This is a genomic window from Gilliamella sp. A7 (assembly GCF_002142015.1).
Taxonomy (GTDB): Bacteria; Pseudomonadota; Gammaproteobacteria; order Enterobacterales; family Orbaceae; genus Gilliamella; species Gilliamella apis_A.
Genome location: NZ_NASN01000006.1, coordinates 59722 through 72618 on the forward strand (window position 1 = coordinate 59722; position 12897 = coordinate 72618).

General features: G+C 34.0%; 10 protein-coding genes and 1 CRISPR repeat array. Of the genes, 7 read left to right on the top strand and 3 right to left on the bottom strand.

All coding sequences use genetic code 11. The features are described from left to right. Positions 1–5 precede the first annotated feature (5 nt). Complete coding sequence (gene urtA, locus B6D18_RS03170) at positions 6–1301, bottom strand: urea ABC transporter substrate-binding protein (protein ID WP_086363106.1); 1296 nt, start codon at positions 1299–1301, stop codon at positions 6–8. Between the two features lie 318 nt (positions 1302–1619). Between urtA and B6D18_RS03175 the strand changes: the two genes are divergently transcribed. The 3 genes from B6D18_RS03175 (at position 1620) to B6D18_RS03185 (ending at position 2987) form a co-directional block, all read left to right on the top strand. After that, a complete protein-coding gene (locus tag B6D18_RS03175; protein ID WP_086363107.1) occupies positions 1620–2135 on the top strand; it encodes a ClbS/DfsB family four-helix bundle protein in 516 nt (171 codons plus the stop codon). 39 nt (positions 2136–2174) lie between these two features. Next, complete coding sequence (locus B6D18_RS03180) at positions 2175–2411, top strand: Pathogenicity locus (RefSeq protein WP_086363108.1); 237 nt, start codon at positions 2175–2177, stop codon at positions 2409–2411. 189 nt (positions 2412–2600) lie between these two features. Next, positions 2601–2987, top strand: a complete 387-nt coding sequence (locus B6D18_RS03185; protein ID WP_144063945.1) for a hypothetical protein — start codon at positions 2601–2603, stop codon at positions 2985–2987. Between the two features lie 228 nt (positions 2988–3215). Here B6D18_RS03185 and B6D18_RS03190 read toward each other — a convergent pair whose 3' ends face one another. Both B6D18_RS03190 and B6D18_RS03195 read right to left on the bottom strand, forming a co-directional pair. After that, positions 3216–3425, bottom strand: coding sequence for a hypothetical protein (locus B6D18_RS03190; RefSeq protein ID WP_086363110.1), 210 nt, complete (start codon positions 3423–3425; stop codon positions 3216–3218). 103 nt (positions 3426–3528) lie between these two features. Then, positions 3529–3802: direct repeats of the CRISPR family, unit length 30 nt; unit sequence CGGTTTATCCCTATGTGTATAGGGAACACT. Positions 3803–3925: 123 nt separating this feature from the next. Continuing rightward, positions 3926–6634, bottom strand: coding sequence for a CRISPR-associated helicase/endonuclease Cas3 (locus B6D18_RS03195; protein ID WP_086363111.1), 2709 nt, complete (start codon positions 6632–6634; stop codon positions 3926–3928). Between the two features lie 486 nt (positions 6635–7120). Between B6D18_RS03195 and B6D18_RS03200 the strand changes: the two genes are divergently transcribed. Genes B6D18_RS03200 through yejF form a run of 4 tightly spaced genes read left to right on the top strand, consistent with a single transcriptional unit; the run spans position 7121 to position 12888 of the window. Further along, positions 7121–9001: an extracellular solute-binding protein gene (locus B6D18_RS03200; RefSeq protein WP_086363139.1), complete on the top strand. Its 1881-nt coding sequence runs from the start codon at positions 7121–7123 to the stop codon at positions 8999–9001. A gap of 1 nt (position 9002) precedes the next feature. After that, on the top strand, positions 9003–10091 hold the full coding sequence (locus B6D18_RS03205; protein ID WP_086363112.1) for a microcin C ABC transporter permease YejB: 1089 nt from the start codon (positions 9003–9005) through the stop codon (positions 10089–10091). Then, a complete protein-coding gene (locus tag B6D18_RS03210) occupies positions 10091–11122 on the top strand; it encodes an ABC transporter permease (protein ID WP_086363113.1) in 1032 nt (343 codons plus the stop codon). The genes B6D18_RS03205 and B6D18_RS03210 overlap by 1 nt, the downstream gene beginning before the upstream one ends. Beyond that, entirely contained in the window at positions 11119–12888 is a 1770-nt protein-coding gene (gene yejF / locus B6D18_RS03215) for a microcin C ABC transporter ATP-binding protein YejF (RefSeq protein WP_086363114.1), read from the top strand. The genes B6D18_RS03210 and yejF overlap by 4 nt, the downstream gene beginning before the upstream one ends. Positions 12889–12897 lie beyond the last annotated feature (9 nt).

Sequence of the window (12897 nt, forward strand, 5' to 3'; positions counted from 1 at the left end):
CCCGATTAATCTTTTAGGCAAACTTTTTTACTCACATCATATTTACCGCATGCTAATGGCGCTCGCCAATCTGCAATCATTGATTTAGAGCTAGGTAAATAATCTGACCATTCATCACCAACAATAGTACCCGCTGGCTCATAAACCACTTCAAATTGACCATCGTTTTGAATTTCTCCAATCATAATAGGTTTAGTAATATGATGGTTTGGCATCATTACTGCATAACTACCAGATAAATTAGGTACTGTTACACCTATTAATGCATTTTGAACTGCGGTTGGATCATCGGTACCTGCTTTTTCTACCGCTTTTACCCACATATTAAATCCAATATATGTGGCTTCCATTGGGTCATTTGTTACCCGTTTATCACTTTTAGTAAAGTTGTGCCAGTTATCTATAAATTCACTGTTTAAGTCAGTATCAAGAGATTGGAAATAATTCCATGCTGCTAAATGACCGACTAATGGGGCCGTATCAATACCTGATAATTCTTCCTCACCTACAGAAAAAGCAATGACCGGTAATTGGTTTGCTGTAATACCTTGGTTAGATAATTCTTTATAAAAAGGAACATTGGCGTCACCATTGATGGTTGATATCACGGCTGTCTTTTTACCTGTTGCGCCAAATTTTTTGATATCAGCAATAATAGATTGCCAATCAGAATGACTAAATGGTGTGTAGTTAATCATTATGTCACTATCTTTCACACCATAATGGTCTTTAAGATAGGTTTCTAAAATTTTGTTAGTAGTTCTAGGATAAACATAATCAGTACCGACTAAAACCCAACGTTCAATATTAAATTCTTTTTTCAAATAATCTACAGCAGGAATGGCTTGTTGATTTGGTGCTGCGCCGGTATAGAAGATATTTTTTGAGGATTCTTCTCCTTCATATTGTACCGGGTAGAAGAGAATGCCATTAAGTTCCTCAAAGATAGGTAAAACCGATTTTCTTGATACCGATGTCCAACAGCCAAATACTGCTGAGACTTTATCTCTTGCTAGTAGTTCTCGTGCTTTTTCTGAAAAAAGACTCCAATTTGATGCTGGATCGACGACCACAGCTTCTATTTGTTTACCTAACACACCACCTTTTTTATTTTGTTCATCTACAAGCATTAAAAGTGTATCTTTCAAGGTACTTTCTGAAATTGCCATCGAACCAGAAAGGGAATGTAGTACACCAATTTTAATGGTATTTTCAGCCGCATAGATTAGATTAGTTGTGAATAAACCAACTGCTAAACAAGTTAACTTAATGGATGTATTTAATTTGCTCATTATTGACATAGTAATACCTCTTTAAACATACAATTGGTGGTGATTCATTGTTATTTAAGGTAATGCAAAAGTTATGCCAAATAGATGATGAACTGTGTTTTTTATTTAATAAACTTATAGATACAATATTTTATAGTAGCAATAGACGTTTATGGTGTAGGCTGACTATTGGTATTTTTAGCTTATAAACAATATGAATAAAAATAGATAACGCACTTTATTTGATCGGATGGGCTAAATTGGTGCAAATTAAATATGTCTTTTGACCCAAAACTATAGTATTGATATGATTGATTAAAATGATATAAAGATGAAAGGTAATCAGATATGAATTACACCAATAAACAACAACTATTAGATGAAATTAATAAAACAGCTAAGCTATTTATTGATGAATTCAGTGGATTAACCGAAGCGGAAAAAGATAAGCTGATTGAAGGTGTTGATCGAACACCCGCCCAAATGATAGCTTATCAATTAGGATGGTTAGATCTTGTAAAATCTTGGGATGATGCCGAACTTGCTGGGCAAACGCCTATATTGCCAGCGGAAGGATACAAATGGAATCAGTTACGTGAATTATACCAACATTTTTATAAGATTTATCAAGATGATTCATTACAAGAACTGATCCAATTATTTAAGCAAAAATTGTCTATTTGGAATAGTTGGATTGAGTCATTAGATGATAATACGCTCTTTACTAAAGATGCTCGTAATTGGACAAAGCCTTATCCTTCAGCGTGGCCTGTAGCACGATTTATCCACATTAATTCAGTTGCACCATTTAAATCCTTTAGAACTAAAATCAGGAAATGGAAAAAACTAAACAACCTAGTTTAAAAGTAAATTAATATAACTGTATAACTTAATAGGAAAGATATGGCTTTTTCAGAAACCGAACGCCAACAATTATTAGAATTAAAATTTGTTGGCACTAAAATTATTGAAAGACTTGAAGAGATGCAACTTGATTCTTTTGATAAATTACGCAATGCCTCGTTAGATGAAATTCTTAATAAAGGCGCATTATTAACTGGCTCAACTTGTTGGAAAAACAGTCATCAAGCCAAAACTGCAATACTCAATATTTTGTATTTAGTCCAACAAAATAGTTAAAATATTTACAGTTAAAAGCTAAAAAGAAAAGATAATCATTCAGGTGTAAATAATGATTTTAAGTGTTTTTTTTGAACTGAAATTTAGATCGATATATCAAGAATTGAAAATTAAATGGCATTGAAACAAATAAGGAAGTGAATGAAAAATACTTATTAACAGCAAATTTAATTAAGCTAAATAAACTATATGAAAAAATTACGATATCACTTAATGTTAATCATTGGACTTTTTCTGGCTACTTTCCTTACAGGTTGTTTTTGTACAGAAAAAGTTGAAGTCCTACCGGAATCTTTACCTAATGCCACATTGGGTGTGCCCTATAATGCTGTAGTTGATATTAACCTTCGTGTTATTCAACACCTTTTTCACTATAAAATAGAACCTGAAAACTCTGGACTTGAATTATCTCCAACTGATTTTGGTACCCATGTTTCCTTTAATGATCTTAAAATAAAGGGAACACCTAAAGTTGCAGGAGCAATCACAATAAAACTCTCAGGAATCACTTACGGTACAATGTCATGTCGGGGAAATAAATTTAATAAAACTTATACCATTAAAGTTGAAGAATAGTTTAAGAATTGGTATAGATTTTATGAAAAAACTATGACATCACTTAATGTCAATCATTGGACTTTTTCTGGCTACTTTCCTTACAGGTTGTTTTTGTAGGCAAAAATAGAAGTTCTACCAAAGTCATTACCCAATGCAACATTGAGTAATCCCTATTATGCTAAATTAGTTTAGTTTGCTTTAGGATATCGTTTACCATCAATAACCGTTTATTCTCTTTGTGTAGGGCTAGTAACTCATTATCTTCAATGCTTCGATTATCTTTAACTTGAATGAATCTGTTGTGGAGTATTTTGTTATCCCTCTATCTAATGCTGATAGCATTAACTGATACTGTAAAACTAATTTACTGCGTGTTTTACCAAGTTGATAAAGCGTTACCATCTGCTGTTTAAAATCATCAGTATAGGTTGGTCTCCCTCGTCGTTTTATTTTCATCGTATTTTCTTTTTTTAGGGTAGTTTATCTTATCCTTTAAAAAGTTGTACGAATTAGTGTAGCCTATCTACTAACTGCCTTACCATTTACTAAATTAAAACCTTGGTTTATCCCTATGTGTATAGGGAACACTGACGAGGGGGTATAATTGAGGTTGGTATTTGCGGTTTATCCCTATGTGTATAGGGAACACTGGTAAATTATCAGCGACAAAAGAAGCCCAACCGGTTTATCCCTATGTGTATAGGGAACACAATATCACCGTCTAAAATTTCAATAAATTTAGCGGTTTATCCCTATGTGTATAGGGAACACTTTGAGCCATTCCCGATTTTTCCTTTTTTGCTCGGTTTATCCCTATGTGTATAGGGAACACTCTAATTATAACTAATTGTTTTATAATTGAAATATACAGTCGTCATTTTTCACCAATTTTATTGGTTTAAATTTTAATCAATTTATTAGAAGATAGAATTATTACTTTTTAAATGTGGATTAAATTAATTAAGATAAAAACCTAATTCTTTAGTATAAAAGGAAGATTCTTTTTCTAACTTAATTAAAACAATTATTGCATTAGATCTATGTATTTGTTGTCTTAATTTTTCTAGATGTTGTTGATCAAGTTGTGGAATGTCATTTTTAACCCTAGCCCATTTAGATGCACTAATTGTAAGATGACTTTGTTCCCAAGCATACTCACTACTACTTGAGTAAGGCAGAATTTTATCTTCATGTTGATATGCTAAATAAAGATCAACATTATCCTTTGATAAACGGGTAGAAACTTCAATTTCCTTATCCCATTCACCATTGAATTGTTCACGGCTATAGCATTTATTAAAATTTAATGTGATACTTTTAGCTTGTGAGCTTTGGCCAAGTTGTTGTCCTAGTGCTTGATAAAAAGCTTCTTGTAAACCTTCTGGTGGTTCAAGATCATGGCGATAAACAGCTTCTATAAGTAGTCTCGCATCTTCAGGCATTGTTATAACACCTCTTTCACGTAAAACTCGTTGGGTAAACCATAAATAGGCATGATTAGCGTAAACATATTTAGTATTGCGAAATTCTGGATTATCTAGCCAATCTTCGCTTGGATCATCATCCCACGTTGGTGCAAAAACGGTCAATATTGGTTTGTTACGATCATCAATGGGACGATTTTGCTCTGTAGATGGTTTGATATTGCCTTGTTTATCGCGTACATGCCTTTGTAAACGTCCTGCACGTTGAATCAATAGATCAATAGGTGCAATGTCACTAATCATTTCGTCAAAATCAAGATCTAATGATTGCTCAATGACTTGAGTAGCAATAATAACCTTACCTGTACGAATTGTATGATTTGAAGTTTTCCCCGCCCATTCGATAGTTTTTTGCTCGATAGCCAAACGGTCACAATAAGCAAAACGACTATGAAATAGCAAAATTTGCTTACTATCAAGATGCAAATTTTGTTGTATTTGTTGATATAAACTAATGGCATCAGCCACACTATTTTTTATCCAACAAATAATTTTTCCTTGCTCAATTGTACTCTTTATTTTTTCGATACCGGAATTGATATTATCAATCCAGTCAATCTTAACTTGTCGCTTTACTTCATCTCTTGTTTCTATTGCTTGTTCGACTAAGCTTTTTTGATTTAGTTGAGTAAATAAAGGAAAAGGTAAATCTGTATTAACTGTTAAAGATGATGGTGTTGATGTTAATCCACTATAGAAGGCGTTAAGCAATTTTTCGCGCAGAAAAAATGGTAAAGTCGCAGTAAGAATAATTGCACTGCCACCTTGCGATGCATGATAATGCAATAATGATTCTAATAGTTTTACCATATAACTATCATAAGCATGAACTTCATCTAAAATAAGTAATTTATGACGCAACCCTAATAATCGCAAAGATTGATGTTTAAATGGCATTACAGCCATCAAAGCTTGATCCAACGTACCAACCCCAACTTCCGCCAGTAATGACTTTTTACGAGTATCGACAAACCATTCATTGCACTCGCTACTGGCTGAATTATCATTGTTGAGATATTTTTGCTGACTAATATTATCTAAATTAATTATTGTTTGAGTAAAAGTCGGATTCATGTAACTTGCACCATGAGCCAAAACCAGTGATGGATGGCTGTCGGCTTGATACAATTGGCCGTAGACCTCTGCCGTTCGTTGATAGATACCATTAGCGGTTGCTTGAGTAGGCATACCGATGTAAATACCGTGTGCTTTCCCGGCAGCCATTAATCGATGTGCCAAAATCATGGATGCTTCGGTTTTACCGGCACCGGTGACATCCTCCATAATAAATAATTCAGGTCCAATATTGGTTAATTGGCAGGATAGTGCTTGTTGTTGTAGTGGTGTCGGTTTTTCTATAAATGGAAACAGGTTTTTAATACCATTAAAAGGAGTAATGGAGGATCTTTTAGGTAAAGTTGCTACGGCTTTTTCAGCATTAGCGAGTGCATAGTTTGCCCAATACTCTGATAACTCCATTGATTTTGAACAAAAAGGGAAAAATTGCTCATTGGAACCTAACCAATCGCTAATAACGGTTATGGCTGCGATTAACCAGCTCAATTTGCTGAGAATTTTGCGAAATTTTTTATCAAAAAAACTAGTGTGGTAGCCAGCTAACCGATTATCTACGATAAACAACTTATTAATTGCTTTAATATAATCTAAAGATGCTTGTTTATCTTGTGAATTAAATGCTAAGTTGCCTTTGGCATCTAAGATTGGCGGCTTGCCATGGTGGCCGGTCATGATTAATAACCAGATATTATATATTTGGTCAATATTATAATTGTAATGTTCTAATTGGATTTCTGATTCTTGCATTAAATAATTCTTCCATAACCAGTGTCCAAGAGAATCATGTCGAGTTAAATAACTTTTGGCTGGATCTGGGGCGACGAGATTGGGATTATTGTGTTTGAATAATTGCTGAAATCCATTAGCGAATTTGCCAATATCATGCCAAGCTAGAAAATAGGCGAACCAAAGGGCTGCTGTTTCAGTCTCATCTGATGAAAAACCAATCTGTTCAAATAGCTCTGCAGAATTAAAATAATTGTTTTTTACTATATGATATCCACAAGCTGCAACATCTAAATTGTGGTAGGCTAAAAGGTGATAATTATCTGACTGATCGCCTTGTTGGCATTTTCCCCAATATTTGTAGAATGATTCAAGCATTAAAACGGATATCCTTATTTTAGATGATTAACTGGTTGGATTATTTAGCTCAGTATCATTAATGATTCTAAAATAATAAAATAATATCGATTAAATTGCTAAATTTTTATACTAAAAAACCCCGTTCCTCAAAATTTTTTTATTATGAATCATGACGATTTATTCTTATCTAGTTAAAAATTTATTTTCTATAAAAGAATAAATCTTAAACAAATATTGATAACAATTAATGTTATAATCGCCGTTTATTATTAAGTTTATTAATAAGGTTTTGCTCATTCGCTGGAAGTTTGGCAAAATAGTTAACTTACTATGTTATTTAGCGTATTCTAAATTGTTTGAAATTTTTAATACTCAATAGGGTAAAATCTTATTTTGATAAATTGTTGATAAAACAGGAACTAAATTAGGATGATTAGTCAAAGAAAAAAAAATATCAAAAAGTTATTCATCTCAAGCTGTTTGAGTGGATTATTATTTTGTTCAATGACTATCTATGCCGAAGAAGAACCAAATATCACTTTGCTGTCAGATACAACGCTAGAAGCTAACTCATCAATTGAGACTATTGTCCCCCAGCCGATTGACGACATTGAACCGAGTCAACCTACCGAGCATATTTACCATAAAACCATTTTTTCGTTATTGGGTGATCCGAAATATCCTGAAAATTTTGACCATCTAGAATATGTGAATCCCAATGCCCCTAAAGGTGGGATTATCAAACTACATGAAATAGGTACCTTTGATAATTTTAACCGTTATGCTAGTCGTGGCGCACCTGAACATTATTCTGGTGAGTTATATGATTCTCTTTTTACCTCAACAGCCGATGATATTTCCAGCTTTTATCCACTGATAGCCACTTCAATTACTTATTCTGATAGTTATCGTTGGGCAGAAGTCTCGATTAATCCTAATGCACGTTTTCAGGATGGTAAGCCAATAACGGCATATGACGTGGAATTTACTTTTCATAAATTTATGACCGAAGGTGTTTCACAATATCGAGTTTATAACAAAGGGGTAAATGTTAAAGTGATAGATGATTATCGAGTCCGTGTTGAATTACCAGAAAGCGATCGTGAAAAATTACTTTCTTTTGTTGGTAGTATGCATGTTTTACCTAAACATTTTTGGCAAGATCGTGATTTTTCCGAGCCGTTAAGCAACCCTCCTATTGGCAGCGGTCCTTATTATATTAGTGATTATAAAATGGGACAGTATGTGGTTTATAAGCGTAATCCTGACTATTGGGCAAAAGATTTACCTGTTAATAAAGGTTTAGATAATTTTGATGAAAAGCGTATTGATTATTATATGGATGATAGTATTGCTCTAGAGGCATTTAAAGCTGGGGAATACGATTTTCGAGGTGAAGGGCAACCTAAAAACTGGTTTACTCAATATCAAGGAAAATACTTTGATTCAAAAGATATCATAAAGCAAGAAAAAAACGTCGAAACTGCAGTAGATACTAGATGGTTAGCGTTTAATTTGCAGAAAGATCTTTTTAAAGATGTTAAAGTTCGCCAAGCAATAACCTTAGCTTTCGATTTTGAATGGCTTAATCACGCTTTTTATTATGATAGTTATAAAAGACCGTTTAGCTTTTTTGAAAATACTATTTATGCTGCAAAAGGTAAACCTAGTGAACAAGAACTTAAATGGTTAACACCATATAAGGATATTATTCCCGAGCAAGCCTTTGATGATGCCTATACTATTGCGAAAAGTGATGGACAAGGTTTTAACCGCAATAACTTATTAACCGCCGCTAAATTGTTAGAAGAAGCGGGTTGGATTATTAAAGATGGTAAGTTAATTAATGCTAAAACCGAGCAACCTTTTGAATTCGAGCTATTAACTTATACGGGTGCGGACGTCAAATATGCAATTCCATTTCAGCAAAATTTAGCCCGTTTAGGGATTACAATGAAAATAACTTCATTAGATTATGCCCAATTGACGCGCAGAATGCGTGAGCGTGATTATGACATGATGCCACGTAATTATAGTGCAATAGACTATCCATCTTCAAATTTAGTACTTTTTTGGGGAAGTGAATATTTAAACTCTACATATAATGGTTCCGGCTTACATAATCAGGCAATTGATTCGATTATTGCTGAAATAATTAAAAATGTAGGTAATCAAAGTGAGTTAATTTCACTGGGTCGAGCGCTTGATCGTATTTTAACTCAAGAATATCCGATGATTCCAATGTGGTATAACAGCAAAACTTATTATGCATATTGGAACAAGTTTGGGCAACCAGCCATACAGCCAACTTATGCAATAGGTATTGATAGTTGGTGGTATGATGCAGACAAAGCAGCTAGTTTGACAAAGAATAGAGTACACTAATATGTTGAATTATTTTATCCGTCGATTATTGCTAATTATACCAACCCTACTAATCATTTTGACTATCAATTTTTTTATTGTGCAAATTGCACCAGGTGGCCCCGTTGATCAAGCTTTAGCTATGATGGAGAATGGACCTCAAGCTGGGCAAGTATTGCTGCCTGGCAGTGAAAATATTCCGGTAAAGTTAACCGAACCAAAAAATAAATCAAATTATCGTGGTGCTCGAGGTTTAGATCCTGAAATAGTGGCAATGATTGAAAAGCAGTATGGGTTTGATAAACCAATTTGGGAACGCTATATCATTACGTTAAAACAATATATCCAGTTTGATTTTGGTAACAGTTTCTTTAAAAGTGAATCAGTATTAAGTTTAATTACCAAAAGTTTACCTGTTTCTATTTCATTGGGATTATGGAGTACATTAATCATTTATTTAATCTCAATCCCATTAGGAATTCGTAAAGCGGTTAAAGATGGTTCAAGATTTGATTTTTGGTCAAGTACGTTAATTATCATTGGTTATGCAATACCTGCTTTTTTATTAGCCGTATTATTAATTGTTTTGTTTGCAGGTGGCAGTTATTGGGATATTTTCCCGCTGCGCGGTTTGATTTCTAATAATTTTGAACAATTAGATTTTTGGGGCAAAGTAAAAGATTATGCATGGCACATTTGCTTACCGATTATTGCCATGGTAGTAAGTGGTTTTGCCACACTAACCATGTTAACCAAAAACTCATTCTTAGATGAGATTCGTAAGCAATATGTTGTTACTGCTAGAGCGAAAGGGTTAAGTGAAAGGCAAATTCTGTATAAGCATGTTTTTCGTAATGCAACCTTGCTTATTGTATCGGGTTTTCCTGCAGCATTTGTTGGAATTTTATTTACCGGTTCAGTATTGATTGAAGCTATTTTTTCGCTTAATGGATTGGGGCTTCTCGGTTATGAAGCAATTATTCAGCGCGATTACCCGGTTATTTTTGGTTCATTGTATATATTTACATTGATTGGGCTTATTACCAAACTCTTATCAGATTTATCTTATATGATAATCGATCCACGTATTGACTTTGAGGCTCGCAACTGATGACTACGCACTATTCAATTAATCAGCTACGTTGGCAACGATTTAAATCCAATCGACGTGGGTATTATTCATTATGGTTATTTTCAATATTATTTATAATCAGCCTATTTTCCGATTTTATATTTAATGATCGACCGATATTTATCAAGTATCAAAATAACTATTATTCGCCAATATTCTATTTTTATCCGGAAACTGAATTTGGTGGACAATTTCAAACACAAACTAATTATTTAGATCCGGCGGTACAAAATAAGATTGAGTCTGATGGTTGGATACTTTGGCCTCCATTTCGTTATACTCATAATACTGTGATTCATGACACAACCAGTACGTTCCCTACACCACCATCAAAAAACCATCTGCTTGGCACCACCGATGCTGGATTTGATGTTTTAGCAAACATTGCTTATGGTTTTAGAGTATCAATGTTTTTTGCCTTGTTTCTTACCTTTTTCACCTCCATTATCGGTGCGCTAATTGGCGCAATTCAAGGTTATTATGGCGGAAAAGTTGATCTATTAGGACAACGATTTATTGAGATTTGGAGTGGTTTACCTGAGCTATTTGTGATAATTCTGCTTGCCAGTATCTTACCGCTTAATTTCTGGTGGTTATTAGGTATTACGGTGTTATTTGGCTGGATGGCGTTGGTTGGTGTTGTTCGAGCAGAATTCTTCCGAACCCGTAATTTCGATTATATTCGAGCCGCTAAAGCTATGGGAGTAAGCGATAGTAAAATTATGTTACGTCATATGTTACCAAATGCAATGGTGGCAACATTAACATTTTTACCATTTATCCTTTGTGGTTCAATTTCAACACTAACGGCACTTGATTTTCTCGGCTTTGGTTTACCAATTGATTCACCATCTTTAGGGCGATTATTACTCCAAGGAAAAAATAATTTGCAAGCGCCTTGGCTAGGAATTAGTTCTTTTTTAGTTATTTCCATCTTATTGTCACTATTAATTTTTATTGGTGAAGCAATTAGAGATGCATTTGATCCAAACAAAGGAGTATATAAATGAGTTCTCCTTTATTATCTATCATTGATTTAAGTATTGCCTTTAAAACTGGCCTGCATTCACAAAATCAAGTTGTTGACGCTATTAGTTTTGATATTAATGAACAAGAAACAGTGGCATTAGTCGGTGAGTCAGGCTCTGGTAAAAGTGTAACAGCACTGTCAATATTGAGGCTGTTATCAAAAGAGCGAGTGATTTATCCTTCAGGAGATATTATTTTTGAAGATAAATCATTATTACATGCCTCTGAAAAAGAATTGCGTAAAATTCGCGGTAATAAAATTAGTATGATATTTCAAGAGCCAATGGTATCACTTAATCCATTGCATACCGTTGAAAAACAACTTTATGAAGTCTTATCTTTACATCGAGGTATGCGACGTAATGTGGCTCGAGGTGAAATCTTACAATATCTCGATCGGGTTGGTATTAAAGATCCTAAAAGCAAACTGGCTTCTTATCCTCATCAGTTATCTGGCGGTGAAAGGCAACGTGTAATGATTGCCATGGCCATTTTAACTCATCCAAAATTATTAATTGCTGATGAACCAACTACTGCTTTAGATGTTTCTGTTCAGGGACAAATTATTGAACTACTCAAAGAGCTCAAAAAAGAGCTTAATATGAGCATGTTATTTATTTCACATAATTTGGGCATAGTAAAAAAATTAGCAGATAAAGTAGCGGTAATGCAAGATGGCCAAATTGTTGAGTTCAATAATAAACAACGTATCTTTTTGCGTCCACAACAAGAATATACTCAAACATTATTAAATTCTCAGCCTAGTGGTGAACCGGTTCCTTTACCTGATATTCCCGGTATATTGCTGAATGTGAATCATCTTAATGTTGAGGTCGTCACTCAAAAACGATTATTTAGCAGCAAAAAGAAAAAAATTGTTGATAATATTGGTTTTGCGGTACATCAAGGTGAGACAGTTGGTATTGTTGGGGAGTCTGGCTCAGGTAAAAGTACCACTGCACTAGCTATTTTACGTTTAATAAAATCTAAAGGCGATATCCTATTTGATAGCCATCCTATCCAGAATTTATCTGGTAAGAAGTTATTACCATTCCGTAGCCGAATTCAGGTTGTATTTCAAGATCCATTTTCATCACTTAATCCTCGCTTTAATGTTGAGCAGATCATCAGTGAAGGTCTAATGACGCACAAAAAATTGACTAAAACAGAGCGAGAACAAGCGGTAATTGATATTATGCTAGAGGTTGGTTTGGATCCTGAAATGCGTTTTCGTTATCCAAATGAGTTTTCTGGTGGACAACGGCAAAGAATAGCGATTGCTAGAGCTTTAATATTGCGGCCGGAACTATTAATTTTAGATGAGCCAACGTCATCTTTAGATCATACAATTCAAAAGCAGATAATTAATTTACTTAAATCATTGCAAGAGAAACATCATCTTAGCTATCTGTTTATTAGCCATGATCTTGCCTTAGTCTATTCAATATGTCATCAGATTGTAGTTATGAAAGACGGTAAAATTGTTGAACAAGGTTCACGAGAAAAAGTGTTTTATACGCCGGAATCAGAGTACACCAAAGTTTTACTATCATTTTTAGATAAACCACCGAGAAAAGCGACTAAAACGTTAATTCATGCTGATATTATCGGAAAAGCTCAAAAAGTAGGATCACCTGAAAATGTAGAAAAAGATGAACAGTCTGATGAAAAACAACAAGCTCAGCAAGAGCATAAACAAGAACAAAAGGTTAATTGGGAAGACGCATTATTAATGCGAAAAAAATAAATGTACAAC

Bases quoted from the DNA above. Each gene is read 5' to 3' on its own strand.
- B6D18_RS03180 (WP_086363108.1), top strand. From the start codon at position 2,175: ATGGCTTTTTCAGAAACCGAACGCCAACAATTATTAGAATTAAAATTT.
- B6D18_RS03200 (WP_086363139.1), top strand. From the start codon at position 7,121: ATGACTATCTATGCCGAAGAAGAACCAAATATCACTTTGCTGTCAGAT.
- B6D18_RS03210 (WP_086363113.1), top strand. From the start codon at position 10,091: ATGACTACGCACTATTCAATTAATCAGCTACGTTGGCAACGATTTAAA.
- urtA (WP_086363106.1), bottom strand. From the start codon at position 1,301: ATGTCAATAATGAGCAAATTAAATACATCCATTAAGTTAACTTGTTTA.
- B6D18_RS03190 (WP_086363110.1), bottom strand. From the start codon at position 3,425: ATGAAAATAAAACGACGAGGGAGACCAACCTATACTGATGATTTTAAA.
- B6D18_RS03205 (WP_086363112.1), top strand. From the start codon at position 9,003: ATGTTGAATTATTTTATCCGTCGATTATTGCTAATTATACCAACCCTA.
- B6D18_RS03195 (WP_086363111.1), bottom strand. From the start codon at position 6,634: ATGCTTGAATCATTCTACAAATATTGGGGAAAATGCCAACAAGGCGAT.
- yejF (WP_086363114.1), top strand. From the start codon at position 11,119: ATGAGTTCTCCTTTATTATCTATCATTGATTTAAGTATTGCCTTTAAA.
- B6D18_RS03175 (WP_086363107.1), top strand. From the start codon at position 1,620: ATGAATTACACCAATAAACAACAACTATTAGATGAAATTAATAAAACA.
- B6D18_RS03185 (WP_144063945.1), top strand. From the start codon at position 2,601: ATGAAAAAATTACGATATCACTTAATGTTAATCATTGGACTTTTTCTG.